The 24,516-nt window shown below is 40.6% G+C and carries 25 protein-coding genes; 9 read left to right on the top strand and 16 right to left on the bottom strand.

Features of this window, described 5'->3' with window-relative positions; genetic code table 11:
- Positions 1-178: 178 nt before the first annotated feature.
- Entirely contained in the window at positions 179-1,192 is a 1,014-nt protein-coding gene (murB, locus tag GWK08_RS02870; protein WP_163605395.1) for a UDP-N-acetylmuramate dehydrogenase, read from the bottom strand.
- Positions 1,193-1,198: 6 nt separating this feature from the next.
- Positions 1,199-2,389, bottom strand: a complete 1,191-nt coding sequence (locus GWK08_RS02865; RefSeq protein ID WP_163605394.1) for a pyridoxal phosphate-dependent aminotransferase — start codon at positions 2,387-2,389, stop codon at positions 1,199-1,201.
- Between the two features lie 232 nt (positions 2,390-2,621).
- On the opposite strand from GWK08_RS02865, the gene GWK08_RS02860 reads away from it, so the two are divergent.
- Positions 2,622-3,881 carry a pepsin/retropepsin-like aspartic protease family protein gene (locus GWK08_RS02860; RefSeq protein ID WP_163606287.1) on the top strand — a complete coding sequence of 420 codons (1,260 nt, stop codon included), beginning with the start codon at positions 2,622-2,624 and terminating at the stop codon, positions 3,879-3,881.
- A 56-nt stretch (positions 3,882-3,937) separates the two neighbouring features.
- Here GWK08_RS02860 and GWK08_RS02855 read toward each other — a convergent pair whose 3' ends face one another.
- Positions 3,938-4,324: a DUF1573 domain-containing protein gene (locus GWK08_RS02855; RefSeq protein ID WP_163605393.1), complete on the bottom strand. Its 387-nt coding sequence runs from the start codon at positions 4,322-4,324 to the stop codon at positions 3,938-3,940.
- 130 nt (positions 4,325-4,454) lie between these two features.
- Here GWK08_RS02855 and GWK08_RS02850 point away from each other — a divergent pair, with 130 nt between their 5' ends.
- Positions 4,455-7,088 carry a valine--tRNA ligase gene (locus tag GWK08_RS02850; protein ID WP_163605392.1) on the top strand — a complete coding sequence of 878 codons (2,634 nt, stop codon included), beginning with the start codon at positions 4,455-4,457 and terminating at the stop codon, positions 7,086-7,088.
- An 8-nt stretch (positions 7,089-7,096) separates the two neighbouring features.
- Here GWK08_RS02850 and GWK08_RS02845 read toward each other — a convergent pair whose 3' ends face one another.
- The 6 genes from GWK08_RS02845 to rsfS all read right to left on the bottom strand — a co-directional run bounded on the left by GWK08_RS02845 (position 7,097) and on the right by rsfS (position 11,869).
- Positions 7,097-7,372: an acyl-CoA-binding protein gene (locus GWK08_RS02845; RefSeq protein WP_163605391.1), complete on the bottom strand. Its 276-nt coding sequence runs from the start codon at positions 7,370-7,372 to the stop codon at positions 7,097-7,099.
- The gene (locus GWK08_RS02840; RefSeq protein ID WP_163605390.1) at positions 7,372-8,019 is read right to left on the bottom strand and encodes a phosphatidylserine decarboxylase family protein; all 648 of its coding nucleotides are present in this window, start codon (positions 8,017-8,019) and stop codon (positions 7,372-7,374) included. The genes GWK08_RS02845 and GWK08_RS02840 overlap by 1 nt, the downstream gene beginning before the upstream one ends.
- Positions 8,009-8,812, bottom strand: a complete 804-nt coding sequence (locus GWK08_RS02835) for a phosphatidate cytidylyltransferase (RefSeq protein WP_163605389.1) — start codon at positions 8,810-8,812, stop codon at positions 8,009-8,011. The genes GWK08_RS02840 and GWK08_RS02835 overlap by 11 nt, the downstream gene beginning before the upstream one ends.
- A 1-nt stretch (position 8,813) precedes the next feature.
- Positions 8,814-9,422: an LUD domain-containing protein gene (locus tag GWK08_RS02830; RefSeq protein ID WP_163605388.1), complete on the bottom strand. Its 609-nt coding sequence runs from the start codon at positions 9,420-9,422 to the stop codon at positions 8,814-8,816.
- A gap of 110 nt (positions 9,423-9,532) precedes the next feature.
- Positions 9,533-11,476 carry an ATP-dependent zinc metalloprotease FtsH gene (gene ftsH, locus GWK08_RS02825; protein ID WP_163605387.1) on the bottom strand — a complete coding sequence of 648 codons (1,944 nt, stop codon included), beginning with the start codon at positions 11,474-11,476 and terminating at the stop codon, positions 9,533-9,535.
- 21 nt (positions 11,477-11,497) lie between these two features.
- On the bottom strand, positions 11,498-11,869 hold the full coding sequence (gene rsfS / locus GWK08_RS02820) for a ribosome silencing factor (protein WP_163605386.1): 372 nt from the start codon (positions 11,867-11,869) through the stop codon (positions 11,498-11,500).
- 94 nt (positions 11,870-11,963) lie between these two features.
- On the opposite strand from rsfS, the gene GWK08_RS02815 reads away from it, so the two are divergent.
- Positions 11,964-12,695, top strand: a complete 732-nt coding sequence (locus GWK08_RS02815; RefSeq protein WP_163605385.1) for a biotin--[acetyl-CoA-carboxylase] ligase — start codon at positions 11,964-11,966, stop codon at positions 12,693-12,695.
- Positions 12,696-12,702: 7 nt separating this feature from the next.
- On the opposite strand, the gene GWK08_RS02810 is transcribed toward GWK08_RS02815, so the two are convergent.
- Positions 12,703-13,095 carry an SRPBCC family protein gene (locus tag GWK08_RS02810; protein WP_163605384.1) on the bottom strand — a complete coding sequence of 131 codons (393 nt, stop codon included), beginning with the start codon at positions 13,093-13,095 and terminating at the stop codon, positions 12,703-12,705.
- A gap of 16 nt (positions 13,096-13,111) precedes the next feature.
- Entirely contained in the window at positions 13,112-13,753 is a 642-nt protein-coding gene (pyrE, locus tag GWK08_RS02805; RefSeq protein ID WP_163605383.1) for an orotate phosphoribosyltransferase, read from the bottom strand.
- A gap of 7 nt (positions 13,754-13,760) precedes the next feature.
- Between pyrE and GWK08_RS02800 the strand changes: the two genes are divergently transcribed.
- A complete protein-coding gene (locus GWK08_RS02800; RefSeq protein WP_163605382.1) occupies positions 13,761-14,372 on the top strand; it encodes an NUDIX hydrolase in 612 nt (203 codons plus the stop codon).
- Here the strand turns inward: GWK08_RS02800 and GWK08_RS02795 are convergent.
- Positions 14,338-16,092: a M14 family metallopeptidase gene (locus tag GWK08_RS02795; RefSeq protein WP_163605381.1), complete on the bottom strand. Its 1,755-nt coding sequence runs from the start codon at positions 16,090-16,092 to the stop codon at positions 14,338-14,340. The two genes, GWK08_RS02800 and GWK08_RS02795, sit on opposite strands and share 35 nt — an antisense overlap.
- Positions 16,093-16,210: 118 nt before the next feature.
- On the opposite strand from GWK08_RS02795, the gene GWK08_RS02790 reads away from it, so the two are divergent.
- The gene (locus GWK08_RS02790) at positions 16,211-17,803 is read left to right on the top strand and encodes a SulP family inorganic anion transporter (protein WP_163605380.1); all 1,593 of its coding nucleotides are present in this window, start codon (positions 16,211-16,213) and stop codon (positions 17,801-17,803) included.
- Between the two features lie 23 nt (positions 17,804-17,826).
- Here the strand turns inward: GWK08_RS02790 and GWK08_RS02785 are convergent, their stop codons facing one another.
- The 4 genes from GWK08_RS02785 to GWK08_RS02770 form a co-directional block, all read right to left on the bottom strand.
- Complete coding sequence (locus GWK08_RS02785; RefSeq protein WP_163605379.1) at positions 17,827-19,236, bottom strand: response regulator; 1,410 nt, start codon at positions 19,234-19,236, stop codon at positions 17,827-17,829.
- 105 nt (positions 19,237-19,341) lie between these two features.
- Positions 19,342-19,749: a VOC family protein gene (locus GWK08_RS02780; RefSeq protein ID WP_163605378.1), complete on the bottom strand. Its 408-nt coding sequence runs from the start codon at positions 19,747-19,749 to the stop codon at positions 19,342-19,344.
- Between the two features lie 9 nt (positions 19,750-19,758).
- The gene (gene coaD, locus GWK08_RS02775; protein ID WP_163605377.1) at positions 19,759-20,214 is read right to left on the bottom strand and encodes a pantetheine-phosphate adenylyltransferase; all 456 of its coding nucleotides are present in this window, start codon (positions 20,212-20,214) and stop codon (positions 19,759-19,761) included.
- Between the two features lie 26 nt (positions 20,215-20,240).
- Positions 20,241-21,224 (bottom strand): D-alanine--D-alanine ligase, encoded by a 984-nt coding sequence (locus tag GWK08_RS02770; RefSeq protein WP_163605376.1) that lies wholly within the window; start codon positions 21,222-21,224, stop codon positions 20,241-20,243.
- Between the two features lie 138 nt (positions 21,225-21,362).
- On the opposite strand from GWK08_RS02770, the gene GWK08_RS02765 reads away from it, so the two are divergent.
- From GWK08_RS02765 to yaaA, 4 genes are all read left to right on the top strand, one after another.
- Positions 21,363-21,959, top strand: coding sequence for a PASTA domain-containing protein (locus tag GWK08_RS02765; protein WP_163605375.1), 597 nt, complete (start codon positions 21,363-21,365; stop codon positions 21,957-21,959).
- Positions 21,946-22,977, top strand: coding sequence for an RluA family pseudouridine synthase (locus tag GWK08_RS02760; protein WP_163605374.1), 1,032 nt, complete (start codon positions 21,946-21,948; stop codon positions 22,975-22,977). Before GWK08_RS02765 ends, GWK08_RS02760 begins: the two co-directional genes overlap by 14 nt.
- A gap of 94 nt (positions 22,978-23,071) precedes the next feature.
- Positions 23,072-23,722: a VOC family protein gene (locus GWK08_RS02755; protein WP_163605373.1), complete on the top strand. Its 651-nt coding sequence runs from the start codon at positions 23,072-23,074 to the stop codon at positions 23,720-23,722.
- 29 nt (positions 23,723-23,751) lie between these two features.
- Entirely contained in the window at positions 23,752-24,513 is a 762-nt protein-coding gene (yaaA, locus tag GWK08_RS02750) for a peroxide stress protein YaaA (protein ID WP_163605372.1), read from the top strand.
- Positions 24,514-24,516: the final 3 nt, after the last annotated feature.

Raw genomic sequence — 24,516 nt, 5'->3', positions numbered from 1 at the left:
AGGAACTTCTGCTATTACGATAAACAGTTGTTGGGGCAAATAGCGGAGCAATCCGTGAGATGACTGTTTAGTTACCGAAGTAATAGCGGTTAGTTTAGGTTAGTTAAGTTTGGGACGAAAAACCCTCATCTTTTGAGATGGGGGTTTTTTTTATTCTTTAAGCTGATGGAATTATCTTTTAAATGACATTTACCTCGGGCTCAATATCAATATCGAAAGTATCTTTTACGGTGGCGCGGATCTCGGTGGCTAATTGCCATATTTCCTTCCCGCTGGCATTGCCGTGATTTACCAGTACAAGTGCCTGGCGTTCGTGTATACCCGCATCTCCGAAGCGTTTACCCTTAAATCCACATTGTTCTATGAGCCATCCGGCCGGAACCTTGATCTCCGTATCTGAGATCCTGTAACTCGGCATATTTGGGTATTTTTCCAGTAAACTATCGAATTTAAGCCGGGAAATTACCGGATTCTTGAAAAAACTACCGCTATTACCTATTTCTTTAGGATCCGGAAGTTTGCTCCTCCTGATAGCGATCACGGCTTCTGAAACATCCCGGATAGTAGGGGAGTTTATATTTGAATCCTCCAAATGCTGTTGTATAGCTCCATAAGAGGTATTCAGCTTGTGATCTTTTCTGCTCAGACGGAAATTAACCTGTGTAATTATATATTTTCCCTTGAGTTCATTCTTAAAAACAGAATCCCTGTACCCGAATTTGCAATCTTCCAGTGAAAATACCTGCTCTTCTGCATTTTCTTTATGCCAGGCATGACAGGAAATAAACACATCCTTAAGCTCTACTCCGTAAGCTCCGATGTTCTGAATGGGAGCAGTGCCCACATTTCCGGGGATAAGGGAAAGGTTTTCCAGTCCTCCGTAATTGTTTTCTATACACCAGCAAACAAATTCATGCCAGTTTTCTCCCGCTCTGACAGCTATATCTACCTCTTCCTCCGTACTGGAAATGACTTCTATCCCCTTGAGGTTAATATAAACCACAAGCGCATCAATGTTACGGGTTAGAAGCATATTGCTACCACCACCCAGGATAAATTTATCCGGATGTTCCTTTTGGGTCAGAACTGCTTTCAGATCTTCCAGAGTAGTAACCTCTGTAAAATACCTGGCTTTTACATCGATGCCAAAAGTATTAAAGGCCTTAAGCGATATATTTTCTTGAATGATCAAATTATATCAGGATTTATAGGCTTCCAGGGCAGCTTTTAATACTGCAACCGATTTTATAAGGTCTTCTTCTTTAAGAACATAAGCGATCCTTACCTGATTTTTTCCGATCCCTTTGGTAGAATAGAATCCTGCGGCAGGAGCTACCATGATGGTTTCGTTATTCAGATGGAATTTTTCCAGTAACCACTGCGCAAAATCATCGGCATCGTCTACCGGAAGCTCAGCTATACAGTAAAATGCCCCTTTAGGCCTGGCTACTTTTACATTCTCTATTTTTTCAAGCTCACTTACCAAAGTATTCCTTCTGGCCACATATTCCGTAATTACCTCGTCAAAGTAGCTTTGAGGGGTATCTAATGCTGCCTCACTGGCAATTTGTGCAAAAGTAGGAGGAGATAACCTCGCCTGGGCAAATTTAAGCGCCGATGCGATCACCTCTTTATTTCTGGAAACGATACAACCGATCCTCGCTCCGCACATACTGTAACGCTTGGAAACCGAATCGATCATAATGGCGTGCTCTTCCAGGCCTTCTACCTGCATGATAGAGTAATGTTCAGCTCCGTCATAAGCAAATTCCCTGTATACTTCATCTGCTATCAGGAAGAGGTTGTGTTTTTTAGCAATTTCTGCAAGTTTCAGGATCTCCTCTCTGGAATACAGGTAACCGGTAGGGTTTCCGGGATTACAGATAAGAATAGCCTTTGTTTTCGGGCTGATGAGTTTTTCGAATTCCTCAATAGGAGGAAGGGCAAAATTATCATCGATCTTAGACACAACAGGTACTACATTCACCCCCGATGCGGTAGCAAATCCGTTGTAATTTGCATAAAAAGGCTCCGGAATGATTATTTCATCCCCGGCATCTGCAATAGTTCCCATGGTAAAGAACAAGGCTTCAGACCCTCCGGTCGTTACAATAATATCGGTAGCGCTAACCTTTATATTCTTGCTGTCGTAATAGGCAGCTATTTTTTCTCTGTAGACTTCAGACCCCTCACTTCTGCTGTATTCCAGTACAGCTATATCGTTGTTTTTAATGGCATCCAGGGCCACCTGGGGAGTTCTGATATCGGGTTGTCCTATGTTTAAATGGTATACTTTAATCCCTTTTTTCTTTGCATCTTCTGCAAAAGGTACTAACTTACGGATAGGAGATTCCGGCATTTTTAAGCCTTTATTTGATATTGCTGGCATAATTTAGTTTTTAAGCACTGCAAATTTGCAAAATAAATTTCAGAAAATCTTCCGAATTCCGGGGATTAATTGGAGTTAAATTGTGTTAAAAAAATAAATAAAAATCTATTCAATTAGTATATTAGTAATTGGTCCAAACTAAATTAATATCGAGGTGCAGAAGGTTTTTAATATATGTTTTATACTACTTTTTTTGGTGACGGCAAGTGCCTGGGGACAAGGCAGTTTCAGAATGGCGGACAACCAAAAGAAAGAAGTAATTAAGTTTAAGTTGGCTAATAACCTCATGGTTATTCCGATTGAGGTTAACGGAGTTGAATTGTCTTTTATCCTGGATACAGGTGTAAATAAACCTATTCTTTTTAACCTATTTGACAGTGATACACTGCAGGTAAAGCAGGTAGAGGAAATCTATCTAAAAGGCCTGGGAGAAGGGGAGGCGATAAAAGCCTACCGCTCCAAAGGGAATAAATTCCGTATGGACGGGATATACAATCCTAACCAGGAATTGTATATCGTTCTGGATAAGGAAATTAACTTCTCACCAAAGCTGGGGATCCCCGTTCATGGGATCATAGGCTATGACCTGATCAAGGATTTTGTCCTCGATATAAATTATGTTTCCAAAAAAATTAAATTTTACCGCAAGGGAGAGTACGAATATAAGGAATGTAAGAAATGCGAGGAATTTGACCTGGAATTGTTCAGGAATAAACCCTATCTCAAATCCAAGGTAACCATAGAGAACTCCGAGGAGATCGATGTTAAATTATTGATCGACACCGGGAGTAGTGATGCGCTGTGGTTATTTAAAGATGAGGAGAAAGGTATAAAGATCCCGACCAGGAAGTTTGAGGATTTTCTCGGAAGAGGCCTGAGCGGAAGTATTTTCGGGGAACGTTCCAGGGTCGATAATTTCCGGGTGGGCAGTTTTGGCCTTAAGGATGCAAAAGTGTCTTTTCCCGATTCTCTCTCTATACAGTTTGTCAGGAATATGAACAACAGGAATGGAAGTGTAGGTGCGGAAATACTAAAGCGTTTTCACATGGTCCTGGATTATTCGTCTAATAAGGTTACCCTCCGGAAGAATTCTAACTTTAAAGACCCGTTCAAATATAATATGAGTGGGATAGAGGTACAGCATAACGGTATTCGCCTGGTTAGAGAGCTGGCTTCCAATATTAATGGGGTGGTGGCCCGAAATGAATCTGATGCTACCGGTACGGTTAAAGTAGTACTGACAGAGCAGTTTAAGTTTTCCCTGCACCCTTCTTTTGAAATAGCCGAATTAAGGGAAAACAGCCCGGCGGCACTGGCAGGGTTGAAAATAGGGGATGTACTCCTCTCTATTAACGGAAAACAGACGCATCGTTATTCACTTCAAGAAGTAAATGAACTTCTCAATGAAAGAGTAGGTAAAAAGATCAGGCTTACCATTGATCGCAAGGGGGTGGAGCTGCGTTTCTTCTTCGAGCTCAAAAGAGTCCTTTAAATAAAAAAGCCCCGACATTGCTGTCGGAGCTCTTATAATTTTAATACCGGAATATCTTAATATCCGCTATCCGGCATAACTTTTCCTTTAATTTTTAACGCTATGTTTGGCGTTGCAGCATTAGAAGTAACCGTAATGGTCTTTCTAATAGGACCAACTCTGTTGGTGTCGTACTTTACTTCAATAATACCGGTTTCACCTGGCTGAATAGGTCCTTCAGGTTTCTTCGGGATAGTACAACCACAGCTGGATGCTACATTCGAAATAATCAATGGAGCGTTACCAGTATTCTTAAACTCAAAAACCCTTACCCCGTCACTACCTTTGGCGATCTCACCATAGTCGATGGTATCTTCTTTAAATTCGATTTTAGCAACTTTTGTCTGGGCGTTCAGGGCCATACCCATAAAAACAAAAAGTGTTAAAGCAATAAATTTTTTCATGGTTTTTAATTTTTAATGAATTGTAAAAATAACTACTTTTTAATCAACAATCAAAATAAACTATAATCCTTTTATAATCTAACAGGATATAGCTACTTTTGCAGATTATTGTCAAAAACTAGACCAAACTATGGAAATTCCATCAAAATATAATGCGCTAGAGGTAGAAGATAAGTGGTATTCATACTGGATGAATAATAAGTTTTTTCATTCACAACCCGATGAAAGAGAGGCTTATACCATTGTTATTCCCCCTCCTAATGTTACAGGGGTTTTACATATGGGGCATATGCTTAATAATACCATTCAGGATGTATTGATCAGAAGGGCTCGTTTAAGAGGATATAACGCCTGCTGGGTACCCGGAACCGATCACGCAGCTATTGCCACAGAGGCCAAAGTTGTGGCAAAACTGAAGTCGGAAGGCATAGAAAAGTCAGATCTTAGCAGGGAAGAGTTCCTGGAGCACGCCTGGGAATGGACCGATAAGCATGGTGGAATTATCCTGGAACAGCTAAAAAAGCTAGGTTGTTCCTGCGATTGGGACCGTACAAAGTTTACGATGGATGACGATATGTCAGCTTCTGTGATCAGGGTTTTTGTGGATCTATACAAAAAAGGCCTTATTTACAGGGGGTACAGAATGGTAAACTGGGATCCGGAAGCGAAAACAACCCTTTCCGATGAAGAGGTTAATTATGAGGAAAAACAAGGACTTTTATACTATTTGTCCTATAAAATAGAGGGAAGCGATGAAAAAGTAACGATCGCGACCACAAGACCGGAAACCATTTTGGGAGATACTGCTGTTTGTATCAACCCGAATGATGAAAGATACAGGCATTTAAGAGGAAAAAAGGCCATTGTACCTATTTGTAACAGGTCTATCCCGATCATTGAAGATGAATATGTGGATATGGAGTTCGGTACGGGTTGCCTGAAGGTAACACCGGCCCATGATGTTAACGATAAGACCCTGGGAGAGAAGCATAAACTTGAGGTTGTAGATATTTTTAACGAAGATGCTTCTTTAAACAGTTACGGACTTCACTACAAAGGGAAAGACCGTTTTGTAGCAAGGAAGGAGATCGCTAAGGAATTAGAGGAAAAAGGATATCTGGTTAAGACCGAAACCCATATCAACAATGTGGGAACCTCAGAAAGGACCAAGGCTGTCATAGAGCCCAGACTTTCGGATCAGTGGTTCCTGAAGATGGAAGATCTTGTAAAGCCGGCACTTAAGGCAGTTCTGGAAGATGAAGAAATTAAATTATTCCCTAAAAAGTTTGAGAATACCTACAGACACTGGATGGAAAACATTCGCGACTGGAATATCTCGAGACAATTGTGGTGGGGTCAGCGAATCCCGGCTTACTACTACGGAGAAGGGAAAGAAGATTTTGTAGTGGCAGAATCTGCTGAAGAGGCTTTAAAGCTGGCTATCGAAAAAACAGGAAATAAAGAACTTTCCCTGACAGATCTGAATCAGGACGGGGATACTCTGGATACCTGGTTCTCTTCATGGCTATGGCCGATAAGTGTTTTTGGAGGGATCCTGGAGCCGGAAAATGAAGAAATAAACTATTACTACCCGACAAACGACCTTGTAACCGGTCCGGACATCCTGTTTTTCTGGGTGGCCCGTATGATCATCTCCGGTTATGAATACAGAAAGGACAAACCTTTCAGCAATGTTTACCTAACCGGTCTGGTAAGGGATAAGCAACGTAGAAAGATGTCAAAACAATTAGGGAACTCCCCGGATGCTTTAAAACTTATAGAAGACTATGGAGCGGGGGCTGTACGTGTTGGTTTGCTATTAAGTGCTGCTGCGGGTAATGACCTGATGTTTGATGAAGCCCTGTGCCAGCAAGGAGCAGGGTTTGCCAATAAAATATGGAATGCTTTCAGACTGGTAAAAGGATGGGAAATAGATGAGAATAAGGTACAACCAGAATCGGCCAAAATAGGTGTTAAATGGTACGAAGCTAAATTCCAGCAGACTTTAGCTCAGATCGAGGTGGATTTTGATAAATACAGGATCTCCGATGCTTTGATGGCGATCTATAAAATGGTTTGGGATGATTTCTGCTCCTGGTTACTGGAAACGGCAAAACCTGGATATAATGAGTCAATAGATGCGAAAACCTATGCTTCTGTTATAGAGTTTTTCGAAGCTAACCTCAAAATATTGCACCCTTTTATGCCTTTCCTTACCGAGGAGATATGGCAACGAATTGAGGAAAGAACACCGGAAGAAGCTTTGATAGTTTCTACCTGGCCGGAATTAAAAGAGTATGATTCGGAACTGATAAATGGGTTTAATAGAGTTACGGAAGTGGTTGCCGGAATAAGGACTATCAGAAAGAAAAAGAATATTGCTAAAAAGGAGGTATTATCTCTTTTTGTTATCAATAATGACAAGATTGATGCAACCTTCGATAGTGTTATTTCAAAACTCGGAAACCTGGATAGCATTACTTATGTTGATGAGAAGGTAAACGGAGCTATGTCTTTCAGGGTAAAATCTAATGAGTATTTTATTCCGATAGGAGGTGCCATCAACGTAGAAGAAGAGATCAAAAAACTTAAGGATGAGTTATCCTATACCGAAGGATTCCTTAAATCGGTGAGAGGTAAGCTGTCTAATGAGCGTTTTGTAAATAATGCACCTGAGAAAGTGGTAGCTATAGAGCGCAAAAAAGAAGCAGATGCGCTTGCCAAAATAGAAACAATTAAAGAGAGTCTGGCCGGTCTTGAATAAAAGACCGGTTAGCTTTTTTTCTGCGAATCGATATAGGTATTTACCAATTCTATATACTTTTCTTTAGCTTCTGTTTCGCCTACATTCTTGGCCTGAAACAGGGCATTCGTCTTAAAAGCATTAATAAGCGGTTTTTTACTTGCCGGATTGCTATAGTTTTTGTTGGCAATCTTGTAGTAAGCGTATAAACGAAGCAAAAGATCTGCCGGAAGCGGATCTGTGTAGTTGTTTACCTTTTCTACAGCTTCCCTGAATTTTTCATCTAAAGTATCCTTTTCTTTCATCAGCCTGCAATAATATCAATTCCTCCTTTTACTTTTTGATGTAGCTTAACATGAATATCAGTATTCAAAGGTAAAAAAAGATCAACTCTGGAACCAAATTTTATAAAACCTGCATCGGTTCCCTGTACCACCTGCATCTCCTCCCTGGCGTAGTTGACAATTCGCTTGGCCATTGCTCCTGCAATCTGCCGGTAAAGGATGTCTCCAAACCTGCGATGCTCTACCACTATGGTTGTCCTTTCGTTCTCTTCGGAAGCTTTAGGATGCCAGGCCACAAGGTATTTGCCCGGATGGTATTTACTGAACTTTACAACTCCGCTTAAAGGATATCGGGTAACATGAACGTTTACAGGAGACATAAAAATGGACACCTGAATACGCTTATCTTTAAAATATTCTTTTTCGAAAACCTCTTCTATTACAACCACTTTTCCGTCTACAGGAGCAACGATCCTGGTTTCATCTATACTTACAGGGCGTTTAGGGTTCCTGAAGAACTGCAGAATTAATACAAGAAAAATGATAAGGGCTATTTGAACCGTAATCTTTACCCAGTTAAGGGAGATAAAATATTCGGAAAGAAGAGCGCCACTAATTACAAAAAGTAAGGTGAATAAGATAATGATATATCCCTCTTTATGAAACATAATTAAAAATTTGAAGCGTTAAATATGCAAATGGAGCTGCAAAGATCAAACTATCCAGCCGATCCAGTAATCCTCCGTGCCCTGGTAAGATAGCGCCACTGTCTTTGATCCCGGCACTTCGTTTAAATTTAGATTCTATCAGATCGCCCAGGCTACCTGTTACTACAACAATAACTGCCAGTATAAGCCACTCACTAAGTTCAAGATCTTTATCGTATTTCCACAAAAGAAAAGCGGCCAGCAGTGCAAAAACAAATCCCCCCACAAAGCCTTCAACCGTCTTCTTTGGGGATACACTTTCATATAATTTGGTCTTTCCTATCGATTTCCCGACCAGATAGGCAAAAGAATCATTTACCCAAATCATTATAAAAATACCCATAATTAAAAATTTGGCAAAATGATTTCCCAAATAAGGGATCATTGTCAGGAAAATACACCCCCCTCCGATATAAAATAAACTGATAATGAATTTTTGAGTGTTGTTGTACTTCGTATCGTTATTGGAGAATAAGCGAAGGATCAGAAAGATATTCACCGTACAGCAAGCTACCAGGAATACCCGGATGATCGCACTTTCATTAATGAGATATATGAACAGCCACCAGATGATCAGGAAGGCAATAAAAATATAGTAGCCACTTAATTTTATGATCTTTTTAAACTCATACAGGCATACCAGTCCGAAAATAAGGAATAGGAAATCGAAAGCATCATTGCTTAGGAAAACGGCAGCAAGTAATAAAAAAACATATAAAATTCCAGTAATGGAACGTTTGAGGAGTTCTCTCATTCTATAAATCTTCCAATAGCAGCAAATATAGGTTTTTTGAACTACTTCCGTATGAAAGAAAATCTTTTTCTTCCTTGATGTTGAAATGCTTTATAGTAGTGATATTTGTGGGGATCTTACTCTTATTCCTGTTCTTGATTTTCCGGAGGCCTTCACCGATAGTATCCACCAACTGGCTGGTGGCGGCAAAGACAATAAAGTTATCGGGAAGATCGTGTAGTTTAAATTCCCCTATCTGATTAGAGCTGATGAGCACACCTCCCACATCGGCAACCAGGTTTTCACAACTTGTCAGGAAGGCAGATGCGTCCTTGCTGCTCTTTGAGAACTTTATTTTAAAGTCCTTGAACTTCTGTTGAAGCTCTTTATCCGTGCAATATAATTTTGTGTTTTTCCAGGAATTTTCGGAGAGGATAAGATCGAAGCTTTCCAGGATCTCGTCTATGGAATCACAGTAAATGAATTTTCCGCCGTTTTTCTTGAAATTTATGGTGAATTTCTCGTCCACCGGGAGTTTAATTTCCGGCATGTATTTGCCCCTTTCAACCGGTTTGCCATCAGTTGAATCCCTCTTGCTTTTTAGGCCGAAAATCTTTTTGAACAAACTCATCTAGAATTTGGGACTATGATACATATTCTGGTAAATTTATAAAATAATACCCAACATTTTAAATTTTTGATAGGCAAAAAATAAAATATTGGGTATTTATTAACGAAAAATCAATTTTCCGTTAGCTCTTGCTCTTCCTCTTTTTCAAAGGGTCTTTTTCCGAAGATCTTTTCAAGATCGTCCTTAAAGATCACCTCTTTATCCAGAAGTCTCTCCGCTAATTCGGTAAGTTTATCTTTGTTGTCTTCCAGTAATGAAATTGCTCTCTTATACTGCTTTTCAATAATGGTAGATATTTCTTTATCTATGACAAGAGCGGTTTCTTCACTATAAGGTTTAGTAAAGCCGTAATCACCCTGTCCGCTGGAATCGTAATAAGTGAGATTCCCTATTTTATCATTAAGTCCGTAAATGGTTACCATTGCCTTGGCTTGTTTGGTAACTTTTTCCAGGTCACTTAATGCTCCGGTAGAGATCTTGTCGAAAATAACTTTTTCGGCGGCACGCCCTCCAAGGGTAGCGCACATCTCGTCCAGCATTTGCTCAGGTCTGACGATCAGACGCTCTTCAGGCAAATACCAGGCTGCTCCGAGGGATTGTCCTCTTGGAACAATAGTTACCTTAACCAGGGGAGCTGCGTGCTCCAGCATCCAGCTAACGGTTGCGTGACCTGCTTCGTGATAAGCAATGGTTTTCTTCTCTTCGGGAGTAATGATCTTATTCTTTTTCTCCAGACCTCCTACAATTCTGTCTACCGCATCGAGGAAATCCTGTCTGTCAACTGCTTTTTTCCCGTTTCTCGCCGCAATAAGCGCTGCTTCGTTACAAACATTTGCTATATCAGCTCCGGAGAATCCGGGAGTTTGTTTTGCCAGGAAGTCAAGATCGAGAGTTTCTGATGTCTTGATAGGTCTTAAATGCACCTCAAAGATCTCTTTACGTTCTCTCAGATCCGGCAGGTCTACATATATCTGCCTGTCAAACCTTCCCGCACGCATCAGGGCTTTATCGAGGATATCAGCTCTGTTGGTTGCAGCAAGTACGATAACATTGGTATTGGTTCCGAAACCGTCCATTTCGGTCAATAACTGGTTAAGTGTGTTTTCTCTTTCGTCATTAGAACCGGTAAAATTGTTTTTACCACGGGCCCTACCGATAGCATCGATCTCATCAATGAATATGATGGCCGGCGACTTGTCTTTTGCCTGTTTGAAAAGGTCTCTTACCCTGGAGGCTCCGACACCTACAAACATTTCAACAAAATCAGATCCAGACAGGGAGAAGAAAGGTACTTTTGCTTCGCCTGCTACTGCCTTGGCCAATAAAGTCTTTCCTGTTCCCGGAGGTCCTACCAGTAATGCTCCCTTAGGTATTTTTCCTCCTAAGGACGTATATTTTTCAGGACTCTTAAGGAATTCGACAATCTCCTGAACCTCTTCTTTAGCCCCTTCAAGACCGGCAACATCCTTAAATGTTACTCTGGTATTAATCTTTTCATCAAAAAGTTTTGCTTTGGATTTTCCAATATTGAAGATCTGTGCTCCGGCACCGCCTGAGCCTCCGCCCGACATACGACGCATCAGAAAGATCCATATACCAATAATCAGAATAAAAGGTAATAAGGTGAGTAAGAGATCTCCCAGTAAGTTGGATTCTGAGGTAAATTCGATCTCCGTATCCAGGTTGTTTTCCTTAACCGTTTCCTTAAGCTCGTTTTCAAAATTCTGAAGATCCCCGAACTTTAACTCGTAATGAGGGGTCTTCGCACTGGTAGGAATAAAGGATTTGCTTTCAACTCCTTTATGAGCTTCCTTAGCAAGTGCTTCCGGTTTTAAAAATACTTTTGCCTGTCTTGTATTGGTAATAATTAAAATTTTCTCTACATCACCGTTTTTAAGGTACTCCTGAAGCTCGGAAGGAGTGGTTGGACTTAATTTTTGCCAACCTCCGCTACCGGAAAAATAATTCATTGCAATGATCACAATAAGGATCACCGCATATATCCAATAGGAGTTAAACCTCGGTTTTTTAGTATTTGGGCTTTCTTTTGCCATTAATTTAAGTCTTAAATAATATTAATAATTAGTTGATATGGAAGTTACTTTAGCATCGCCCCACAGGCCTTCTATATCATAAAACTCTCTTATATGTTTCTGAAATACGTGTACCACAACGTTTACATAATCTAATAGTACCCACTCTCCGTTATTGGAGCCTTCAACATGCCACGGCTTATCACTTATTTGTTTGCTAACTGTTTTCTGGATAGAATTAACAATGGCGTTTACTTGTGTGTTTGAAGTACCGTTACAGATTACAAAATAGTCACAGACCGTATTTTCAATTTCTCTTAAATCCAAGATACTGATATCCTTCCCCTTTACCTCTTCTATTCCCTTTAAAATGACTGATATTAGTTGATCTGAACTACTTTTGCTAATTGCCATTAATTTTTTTTATTTTACGCAAAGTTATTATTTTTTTACTTCTTTAACTATTCAATTTAACATAAGATTACATAATAGATTTAACTATTACAATATGAATATAATCAAACTTGATGCCATTGATTCCACAAATACATTTCTAAAGAAATTAAGTGTGGAAAGCACGCTTGAAGATTATACCATTGTGATAGCCCGGAATCAGACTTCGGGCAGGGGGCAAATGGGTACGGTTTGGAGCTCCGAAGCGGGTAAGAACCTTACTTTCAGTATATATACGAGAGTTTCCCATGTTAAGAAGGATGAGCAATTCTATATCAGTATTGTTATTTCACTGGCTATTTTAAAGGCATTAAAGTCTATGGGAATTCCCGATTTAAAGGTTAAATGGCCAAACGACATTTTGTCAGCAAACTATAAGATTTGCGGAATTTTAATAGAAAATATCATCAAAGGCAACCAACTTTATGCCAGTGTAATAGGAATCGGGCTCAATGTGAACCAAAGTTCTTTTGAGGGACTTCCGAACGCTTCTTCCATGAAATTAATTACCGGAAACTATTACAACCACGAAGAGATCGTTCATCAGATCGTGTATTATTTAAAGAAATATGAAACCGTGATCAACAAAAGGGACTTTAAAGCGCTGTTAAACGAATATGAGTCCCAGCTTTTCAGAAAGGACAAGCCTTCTACCTTTAAAGGGAAAGATGAAAATATCTTTATGGGTTTTATCAAAGGGGTCAGTACTTCCGGAAAACTCAGGGTTTTACTGGAAGATGAAATTGAAAAGGAATTCGACCTCAAAGAGGTATCCCTGCTTCACTAAAATTGTTTTAGAGTTGCCCCATTTTTTCGCTAAGCGTACCGATAAAACTGGTAATAGGGCCTTTGATCATCATGGCCATCATCGGATTGAAATCGCCTTCAAACGTGAGTTGTGCTTCACTTTTGTTTTCTGCAATCTCATTAATATCTGCTGTAAGCGTGAAAGGTAATTTATCACCGGCAGCTCCCAGAACTATTTTATTTGGTGCCTGCATTTCCTTGAGCTGAAGGGTAATTTCGGGCATTCCTTTAAGAGCAAAAATAAATTTCCCCTCTTCAAGGACTTCAAACTTGCTGATACTGTCTGGCATCAGGCGTTCAAAGTTCTTTACATCTGTCAGGAGGTCAAATAATTCCTGAGCCGATTTATTTACGGTTGTTTTTGGACTTGTTATATTCATTGGTTAAAAACTGTTGTTAGACACACCACTCTGCGGGATTTTCCCTCCATTCTTTGAGGGTTTCCAGTTCTGTCTCATTAATATAATGAGTTTCATTGGCTTGTTCCAGAAGGAAATTGTAGTTGCTCAGGGTGTTCAGTTTAACTTGTTCTTTTTCGAAATTCTCACTGGCAATGTTGAAGCCGTAAGAGAAAATAGCTATCATACCCTTAACATTGGCTCCTGCTTCTTTCAGGGCCTTCACGGCATTCAGGCTGCTTTTTCCCGTACTGATCAGATCTTCTACCACCACCACATTCTGCCCGTTATCAAGGAAGCCTTCAATCTGGTTTCCCCTTCCGTGCTTTTTAGGTTCCGGTCTTACATAAACAAAGGGAAGCCCCATAGATTCTGCCACCAGCATTCCGATCCCGATCGCTCCGGTTGCAACACCGGCAATTACATCGGGTCTCCCGTATTCGGATTCGATCTGTTTTGCCATGTTCTCTCTAAGGAAATTTCGAATAGGAGGGAAGGATAAAGTAATTCTGTTATCGCAGTAAATCGGAGATTTCCATCCCGATGCCCAGGAAAAAGGATTTTTCGGATTCAACTTTATTGCATTAATTTGCAAGAGTAGTTCGGCCGTTTTTTTGGCGGTATCTTTATCTAAAACCATGGTGCAAATGTATGAAGTTTTTATTAATGAACATCTCATCATCTTAACAAATCAGATTACAAAAGAAGAGGATAATAAGCTGTTTTTACTGGAATCTGTTAATATTGAGGAAGTTATTCGTCAGCTCCAGGATGGAGAGATAAAGTCGGCTCATCTTTATCATAAGAACGAAAAGGAACTTTTGCCATTACTAAAGAAGAAATTGCCATTGGTTGTGGCTGCCGGAGGACTGGTCATAAACCCGAAGGAGAAGCTTCTTTTTATTTTCAGAAACGGGAAATGGGATTTACCCAAGGGGAAACTCGATAAAGGAGAAAGCCTGGAAGAAGCAGCCGTTAGAGAGGTGGAAGAAGAAACAGGAGTAAACGGACTAAGCCTGGAAAAATTCCTGGCTAAGACCTATCATCTCTTCAGGAGAAACGGAACCTATAAATTAAAAGAAACATACTGGTATCTGATGCATACTTCCTATGACGGGAAACTAACACCTCAATGCGATGAAGGGATAGAGCTCGTAGAATGGAAAAAGCCAGGGCAGATAAAAGAGGCACTGAAAAATTCCTATCAGAATATTAAAGTGGTGATCAATCGTTACCAGGATCCGGTCCTCCAAACCTGAAAACAGGATACCTCAAATGCGCTTTCTCGTAGTGATCTGAATGTTTGTGGATCCAGTCTAACTGCGCATACCAATTCCCTGCAAAAGCTTCGTCTTCTTCAAGTTTGGATTGAAATTCTGTTCTCAGATCTTCATTCTTAGCCAGAAGTTCTTTGGCGATATCTTCAAAAACATAAGGTGAAAAACCTTCTTTCTGCTGCAGAACCGTGTCAAAATAGTTCCAGTTAAAAAAGGAATCGGGAGCTGCAGGCTCCAGGGTTTCGATAATATATCTCAATGCAGGCTGATCTGTTGGAACGATAAAATCGCCTTTTCTGAATTTTACATCGGCCACAGAAGAACTTACTTTGGTGTTGAAATGCTGATAATGTCCTTCATAAGCCGAATTTCGTGTCCCGTATGACTCGATCCTGTAGCTTTCGGCAGTTATAACCGTATCCTGGCCAATCTCCCTCATTTCAACTTTGTTTTCCCGTAAGCGGGAAATAACATTCCACCATCCCTGCGGAATAATGTATGCCTCGGGAATACTTACTTCACTCCTCGGGCTGAAATAATTCCTGTAAGTCACTTCTTTTGTAAACGGTCGCTCCCTGTTATACTTGAGCCTGTTAGCACCGGTTACCTCGCTGACAATCTGTTCGCCTTCATAACCTTTAAAGTTAAGAGTGCTTGCTTTGGTAGTATCGATTGCCCAATCCAGGGTATACATATCTTTTTGCCTGTAAGCCTCAAAAGCTTTTTCGCGTAGCATTTTTATAGTATCTCTTTCCTTTTCTGTAATGTCTATCATGCTTCGCATAAGCTCATAGGTACCTTCAACTCTTTGTTTATAGGGTTTCAGCATATGAGTTTCTACCATCATTCCCAGTGTGTTCCACAAGGTGGTATATCCGGTAGAATACCTCGGATAATCCATAAACTGAGAAAACCCGCTTTCGGGAGTACGGTTAAAAACGTTCACATAAGGAGTAACATCCCATTCCTTTTCTTCTAAAGATTGTTCGAGAGACGGCATGACCACCGTATGGAGATAATTTCCTAATTCCCCGCCTAATTTGTTATGCTGGGTAAAGAGGTGCGTAAGTGTATATTGATAATCTGCTCCGTTACTCACGTGATTGTCGATAAAAACATCGGGTTGTACCAGATGAAAGATCTCTGCAAATGCCCTTGCGTTTTTGGTATCGGCTTTAATAAAATCGCGGTTCAGGTCATAATTCCTGGAGTTCCCCCTGAAACCGTATTCTTCCGGCCCGTTCTGATTTGTCCTGCTGGTGGAATTCCTGTTCAATGATCCGCCAATATTGTAAAGGGGAATAGCTACAAGAACCGTACGCTTTGGTATTTCTATCTGACCCGTAGCCAGATCGCGGAACAACATCATTGTTGCATCTATTCCGTCACTTTCTCCGGGATGTATCCCGTTATTGATAAGCATAACGGCCTTTCGTTCCCTTATTTTTGAAAAATTAAATTCTCCGTCATCGTTAAAACTCACAATATGAAGAGGGTAGCCGCTATCGGTCTCTCCCATGGTCTGAATATTGATCTCCGGGAATTCCCTGGCGAGTTCAATATAGAAATCGATCACTTCCTCGTAAGTAGGTGTTTGTGTACCTCCACTGGTTTCGAATAAAGTTGTGAAACTGCCTTTTTCCTCATAGGTGGGGCTTTTACAGGCGGAAATAAGAATTACAAGAAGTAGAAATCGTTTCATATTAGACTCATTTTAATTGCAATAGCGAACCAAAAATAACTATTTGAAAACTTTAATTTCTTGTCTAATCAAATAAATCATCTACTTTTGCAAGCTTTTAACAGAAAAGGCCATTTTTATGACAGAATTTATCAGGAAGAGAGCGGCAAATGCCAAAAATGATATTTTAAGCGGACTCACAGTTGCACTGGCCCTTGTGCCTGAGGCTGTGGCTTTTGCCTTTGTTGCGGGAGTAGATCCTTTGGTAGGTTTGTACGCTGCTTTTATGATAGGCCTTATTACCGCTGTTTTTGGTGGACGCCCCGGAATGATAAGCGGAGCTACAGGAGCTTTGGCGGTAGTAATGGTAGATCTGGTACGGGAAGGTAATGCCCTCGGAGCTGAAGGGGAGAACCTCGGACTTTATTATCTGTTCGCTACGGTAATTTTAATGGGGATCATTCAGATGCTTGCCGGTGTACTTAAACTGGGGAAATTTGTACGTCTGATCCCGCATCCGGTAATGATGGGATTTGTAAACGGATTGGCTATTGTTATATTTCTGTCGCAGCTCGGAATGTTTAAAGAAACGATCAACGGAGAAAGGACCTGGATGGGAGGAGCTGACCTTTGGATGATGATAGGCCTTGTGGCCCTGACCATGCTAATCATGTGGGGGCTACCGCGAATAACTAAAAAATTACCGGAAGCCCTTATCGCTATTCTTGTTGTTTCTGCCATTGTCATCCTCGGAAACCTGGAAGTGGCTACCGTAGGATCTTTTATACGTGATGGCGGGGGAGAAGGCCTGAAAGGTGGCCTGCCTCAGTTCCAAACCGAACTGTTTTCTGCCATCCCGCTTAATCTTGAAACTTTAAAATTCATAGGCCCTTATGCGCTTATTCTGGCGGCTATCGGACTGATAGAATCCCTGATGACCCTCAACCTGATCGATGAACTCACAGAAACCCGTGGAAGTAGTAACAGGGAGTGTATGGCCCAGGGAGGAGCCAATATCATTACAGGACTATTCGGAGGAATGGGAGGATGCGCCATGATAGGACAGAGTATCATCAATATAAAATCCGGCGGGCGTACGCGTTTATCGGGTATTGTTGCGGCAATAACTCTTTTATTGTTTATCCTTTTTGCCAGCGGATTGATAGAACAGGTGCCCATTGCTGCGCTCGTGGGAGTAATGTTTATGGTGGTTATAGGTACTTTTGCCTGGAGTAGCTTCCGTATCCTGAATAAGATCCCGCTAAGTGATGCTATTGTTCTTATAGCAGTTTCCTCGCTTACAGTGATCTTTGACCTGGCCATTGCGGTAATTGCCGGAGTGATCATCTCAGCCCTTGTGTTCTCATGGGAAAATGCCAAACGTATCAGGGCCCGAAAGACGATCAAAGAAGACGGTACCAAAGTATATGAAATATGGGGGCCTCTGTTTTTTGGAAGCATCCAGGCCTTTAACAATAAGTTTGATGTAGCCAATGATCCTGAAAATGTGGAGATCGATTTTATAGAGTCGAGAATTTCCGATCACTCGGCCCTGGAAGCTTTATTCGTTCTGGTGGAGAAATATGAGACTGCAGGGAAAAAAGTAACCCTAAAACACCTGAGTGAAGATTGCAAAAATCTAATGGTAAAGGCATCACCTAAACTTGCAAACGTGATCGAAGAAGATGTAGATGATCCCCGATACCATGTGATGGCGAGGATTATGAAGTAAAACCGGGTAAAAGTTTAAAGTAGTTATTCTTCTATATTTTCTTTTTTAGCTTTAGACCATTTTAATATTTTTCTCTCCAGTGCTTTGGAGGTTAAAGGTTTGGTGAGATAATCGTCCATTCCCTGACTCATGTATTTCTCAGCCTGCCCCTTTAGAGCATTTGCACTTAAACCAATGATAGGAGGCACTTCCGGGAAGTTGTTCTTGAGAAAGGAAGTGGTTTCAATCCCATCCATTTCAGGCATATGAATGTCCATCAGGATAAGGTCGAATTTCCCTTGTTTAAAGGTCTCTATGGCTATTTTTCCGTTATCGGCTGTCTGTACATTGCATCCGAAGCGCAACAACATATGTTTTATTACGGCGCTGATCATCTGATTGTCTTCTGCCAGTAACACATTCAGGTCTATTTTTTCTCCTTCCTGAAGTTCGCTAACCCCGTTTTCCATACATTGCTCAACACCTCCCTTTATGGAAGCATGGAAGGTAAACCAGAAATTACTTCCTTCATCCACCTTACTGATCACTCCCATTTCGCCATCCATCAGATTAACCAGTTTCTTGCAGATAAAGAGCCCGAGACCGGTACCTTTTACCGCTTTGGCGCTGGGGCAATCCAATTGCTGGAATTGGGAGAAAAGAGATTTCTGCTCCTCTTCGTCAATTCCCATTCCCTCATCGATGACCTCTACTTTTATTTTGATGCAATCTCCGTATTTTTCCCACAAGGTAGATTTTATGGTTATTGCACCCTGATCCGAGAACTTAACCGCATTTCCGATGAGGTTAGACAGTATCTGATTGATCCTGTGCCCGTCCATAATTATATATTCAGGAATATCCGGTGCGGTTTCCATCACCAGTTTCAGGTCCTTTGATTTGCTTACTGCAAGGAACAGGCCATGAACATGATTGATCAGTTCTCTGAAATTAACTTCGGCGGGATTAATGTCCAGCTTTCCGGCTTCCAGTTTGGAAAGATCCAGTATTTCGTTAAGGATCTTCATCAGGTCGTTAGAGGACTTCTGGATAATATTGATATAGTTTTTTTCTGTTTTGTTGATGTTATTGCTCTTGGAAAGCAGATCTATAATTCCGATTACCCCGGCCATTGGGGTTCTGATCTCGTGACTCATATTGGCGAGGAAGTCGTCTTTAAACTTGGAATTCCTGACGATCAGCTCGTTTTGCTCCTTTACCTTATCCATGGCCAAGCCTCCGAGAAACGCAAAGAGACCAAGGAAAAAAGGTGCAGTATCAATGATAAAATGAATGGGGAAATTTTTATGAACGAAGGCAATACTCTCAGTACTGAAGCTCAGATTCATTCTCAACAAATCGATGGTTATCGCTATGATTGGGAAGACAAGTCCGAAAATGGCACCATAAAGAGCATATTTGGCAGCTTCTGTTTTATACCACGTGTTTTTCATAAGAAATATTTGGAACTTTAGTATGTAAAGTTAATAAATAACAAACATCTCGAATAATTAAGGCGATAACAATACGTATTTACACGTATGTTTGCCTGAAAAAACTTATGTTTTTTTCGAAAATGAATGCTCTATCAGATCCCATTTATTACCATAAAGATCTTCAAAAACAACCACAGTACCATAACTTTCGTGCCTGGGTTCCTCCAGAAATGATACTCCTTTGGCTTTCATGTTTTCGTAATCTCTCCGGAAGTTATCAGTATGAAGGAAAAGAAATACCCTTCCTCCGCTTTGGTTGCCTATGGCTTTTTTTTGTTCTTCATCCGCTGCCCTGGCCAGTAACAGATCGGTAGTACCGGTATCTCCGGAAGGGGAGATGAGTACCCACCGTTTCTTTTCATCCAGGGGAATATCTTCCATCAGTTTAAAACCCAGCTTTTCCGTATAATATGCAATAGCCTTATCGTAATCGTCTACTACGAGACTTAGGGCGCCTATCTTTCTGTTCATAAGAGCTGTTTATTTTACGCTTACACTTTGAGGCACCAGAACGGAGTAATCACCGCCATTTCTGATAACATCCCTGACAATACTGGAACTTATATAAGAAGTATCTGCAGAAGTGAGTAAAAAGACCGTTTCTATCCTGGAAAGTTTGCGGTTGGTATGGGCAATCGCCTTTTCGAATTCGAAATCGGCAGGATTCCTGAGTCCCCTCAGAATAAAACCTGCATTGATCTCTTTGCAGAAATCGACCGTTAATCCTTCATAGGTAACCACTTTTACTTTGTCCTCATCTTTAAAAGCTTCTTCAATAAAGTGTTTGCGTTCCTCCAGGGAAAACATATATTTTTTGGTAGCGTTAACACCGATGGCAACTACAACTTCATCAAAAAGTGGGAGTCCGCGTTTAATGATATCGAAATGCCCCAGTGTCAGGGGGTCAAAGGACCCCGGAAAAATAGCTCTCTTCATTTCTTGATAATTGAATACAGTTAAAATTAGCTTTTTTTATTTAAAACTTCCGTAATGGCGTTTTCAAAAAGCTCTTCCAGGCTAATGCCTGCTTCCTGTGCCTGCTGGGGGATGAGGCTTGCGTCTGTCAGACCGGGAACCGTATTCATCTCGAGAATATAAGGTTCGTCGTCAACAAAAATAAATTCGGTTCTGCTAAAACCTTCCATTTTCAGAAGGTCATAGACTCTTTTGGCGATATCGGATACTTTTTCTGTCCATTCCTGCGGGATCCTGGCGGGTGTTATTTCCTGTGATTTCCCTAAATACTTGGCTTCATAATCAAAGAAGTCGTTATCGGAAACGATCTCTGTAATAGGGAGCGCTATGGTTTCACCTTTGTATTTAATAACCCCAACGGTCACTTCCGTTCCGTCGAGAAATGACTCTATGATCACCTCATGATCTTCTGTAAAGGAGTGATGAATGGCTGGAATGAGTTGTTCTTTGTTATGCACTTTGGAGATCCCGAAACTGCTACCGGCCCGGTTGGCCTTAACAAAACAGGGAAGGCCTACCTTTTTAATAATGGCATCCTCATCTATAACGTCTCCTTTATCCAGATAATACGAAGTGGCAGATTTAATACCATAGGGTTTGACCACCGATAAAAAATCCCGCTTGTTAAAGGTTAAAGCTGCCTGATAGAAGCCACAACTTGTCTGAGGTATTTCGAGTAATTCAAAATAGGCCTGAATATAACCGTCTTCACCCGGAGTACCGTGAATGGCATTGAATACACAGTCGAATTTTATTTTCTGATTTCCGGGTTGAATCGAAAAATCGTGCTTATTTACCGGGAATTCGTTCTTGTCATCATCAACATAGACCCATTTATCTTTAAAAATATGAATGCGGTAGCAATTAAACTTTTCCTTGTTTAAATGTTTGTAAACTACATTGCCGCTTTGCAGGGAAATCTCGTATTCGCTTGAATATCCTCCCATTATGATGGCTATGTTTTGCTTCATTTACGTTAGATTATTTATGGGTTATATGTTTTGAGATATACAAAAACAATTAAAAATCCGTTAAACAAAAATATCATTTATTTGATGCAAAGAAAAAAGTATTCCGTTTTTATATCTTTGCTCTTTAAACAGGAATTTATGGACTTATTCAAGTTTATTTTTAGTAAGACATTTTTAAAACAACTGGGTTTCGCATTTATTGCAGGCGTAGCATTGATATTTCTTTTATTGCAATGGTTGAAATCATCCACGAACCATGGAGATTATATTACAGTGCCAGATCTTTCTAAAAAGACCATGAATGAGGCTACCAAGCTTATCAATGAAGCCAATTTACAATTGGTGATGCAGGATTCTACCGATTTTAATGCTAAATACCCAAGATTTTCCATTATCGAACAGAATCCGCCGGCGGGAGGAAAGGTTAAAAAGAACAGAAAGATCTATGTTATCCTCAATCCGTCAGGATACAGAAAAGTAACCGTTCCCAATGTAATACAGGTAACCCGCAGAAATGCCGAGTCCATGTTACTGGCAGTAGGCCTTGATGTGGAGAAGGTAACATATATTGACGAACTGGGTAAGGATATGGTATACTACATAAAGCACAAAGGAGAGAATATCCTGCCGGGATCACAACTCACCAAAACTACCAAGGTAGAACTGGTTTGTGGAAACGGAAATCAGGATAACCACAGGAGGAATGAAATAGGAGGAGATAATGGCGGTGAGTAATGAAATAGAAGAGCAGGAGAGTGATGATCTCTATGAACACTATAACTTCAAGGCAGGAAAGGGCCAGGAACCTTTAAGGGTTGATAAGTTCCTGATGAATTTTATTGAGAATGCCACCAGGAATAAGATACAGCAGGCCGCCAAAAATGGTAATATCTGGGTAAATGACCAGCCGGTAAAATCCAATCATAAAGTAAGGGCCAATGATGAGGTAAAGGTGCTTTTTGAGCATCCGCCTTATGAGTACCTGCTTACGCCCGAAGATATTTCCCTGGATATTGTTTATGAAGACGATGTACTCCTGGTAGTTAATAAACCTGCGGGAATGGTAGTGCATCCGGGGCACGGCAATTATAGCGGTACTCTGATCAATGCGCTTGTTTATCACTTTGAAAATCTTCCCAAGAACAGTAATAACCGTCCTGGTTTAGTACACAGAATCGACAAAGATACCAGCGGACTCCTTGTAGTGGCCAAAACAGAAGAGGCCATGACCCATCTTGCCAGGCAGTTCTTCGATAAGACCAGCGAAAGAGAATATGTTGCCATGGTCTGGGGAAACCTCAAGGAAGAAGAAGGAACCATAGAAGGAAATATCGGAAGGCATCCGAAGAACCGACTTCAAATGTCTGTTTTTGAAGAAGAAGAACAGGGTAAGGAAGCCATCACTCATTATAAAGTCATTGAAAGCCTGGGCTATGTTAGCCTGGTTTCATGTAAGCTGGAAACAGGGAGGACCCACCAGATCAGGGTTCATATGAAGCATATCGGGCATACCCTCTTTAACGATGAACGCTACGGAGGAGATAAGATCCTGAAAGGAACGAGTTTTTCCAAATACAAGCAATTCGTTGAAAATTGCTTTAAGATCCTGCCAAGACAGGCACTACACGCTAAAACCCTGGGGTTTGAACATCCTGTCAGCGGGGAATTTATGAGATTTAACTCGGAACTCCCGGAGGATATGACTACCTGCATAGAGAAATGGCGTGCCTACGCTACACATCAATCCATGTAATAAGAAATTTCTATTCTCAGATAATTTTTAAGTGTTTCTATTTATAGGTAATTGAGCTATTTAGCCCTAATTTTACCTGTAGAGAAACCGATCTATGAAGGTAGATGAATTGATATTGTACAGTCAATCTGTAGAAAAACAGAAATTATTTTACCGGGATGTCCTGGAGATGGAAATTATCAGGGACAGTAAAGAGAGTGTGTCTTTTAAAGCCGGAAGAAGCATTATCAGTTTTGAGTACAGAAAGGATGCAAAACCCATTCACTACGCTTTAAATATTCCTTCCTACCAGGATACGGAAGCTCTGGAATGGCTTCAGAAAAGAGTTGAGGTCATCCCTTATCAGGATCAACCAATAGTGGATTTCAGGAACTGGAACGCTAAAGCCCTGTATTTTTACGATGCAGACAGGAATATAGTCGAGTTTATTGCCAGGAAAAACCTGGATATACGATCTGCTTCTCCTTTTGCCGCAGACAAGCTGTTATGTGTAAGTGAAATAGGGATAGCAACGTCCAATATTAAAGATGTTTACGATCGTTTGAACAGCTTAAGAGAACTTCCGGTCTTTGACGGAAACTTTGATAGATTTTGTGCTGCCGGAGATGAAGAAGGACTTTTTATCCTGGTAGATGTGAAAAAGAAAAAATGGTTCCCTGCAGATGATGATGTTTACCTGACCGATTTCAGGGTAAAAGGGGATTTTAATTTTGAATTTAAGAATGGAGAAATAAAAGAATTATAATAACTTAGCTACTAATAAAATTTAAAAAAGTGAAAATTGTTATATCGCCTGCCAAGTCCCTGGATTTTGAGAGTACATTACCCACAAAACGTTTCTCAGAACCGACTTTTACGGCAGAATCAGAACGTCTGAATAAAGTATTGAAAAAGAAATCGCCTAAGAGTATCTCCAAATTGATGAGTATTTCGGAGAAACTGGGAGAGCTTAACTGGCAGAGAAACCAGGAATGGCAATTACCCTTTACCAGGGATAATGCAAGACCGGCGGTATATGCCTTTAACGGCGATGTGTATAATGGCCTGGATGCTTATACGATTCCCGAAGAAAAACTGGATGAACTTCAGGGACGCTTACGTATTTTATCGGGGCTTTACGGAATCCTGAAGCCATTAGACCTTATGCAGCCGTACAGACTGGAAATGGGAACTAAAATGACGGTTGGAAGAAATAAGAACCTCTATGAATTCTGGAAAAAGAAGCTTACCAAAGCTTTGAATGAAGAACTGGAAAAGGACGAGCTTTTTGTCAACCTGGCCAGTAATGAGTATTTCGGCGCTGTAGATGCAAAAGGATTAAAAGTACCTGTGATTACCCCGGTTTTCAAGGATTTTAAGGATGGAAAACTAAAAACCATAAGTTTCTTTGCTAAAAAAGCAAGAGGAATGATGGTTCGCTATATCCTGGATAAGAAAGCAGAAACCATAGAAGACCTGAAAGGCTTCGACTATGAAGGGTATCGTTTTAGTGACGAATACACTACCAAAGAAAATGAATTGGTTTTTGTGAGATAAGCC

Origin of the sequence: Leptobacterium flavescens, assembly GCF_010671605.1 — a bacterium.
GTDB classification, from domain to species: domain Bacteria; phylum Bacteroidota; class Bacteroidia; order Flavobacteriales; family Flavobacteriaceae; genus Leptobacterium; species Leptobacterium flavescens.
Note: the sequence above shows the minus strand (reverse complement) of the source record. Positions and strands in the feature narration are given on the sequence as shown.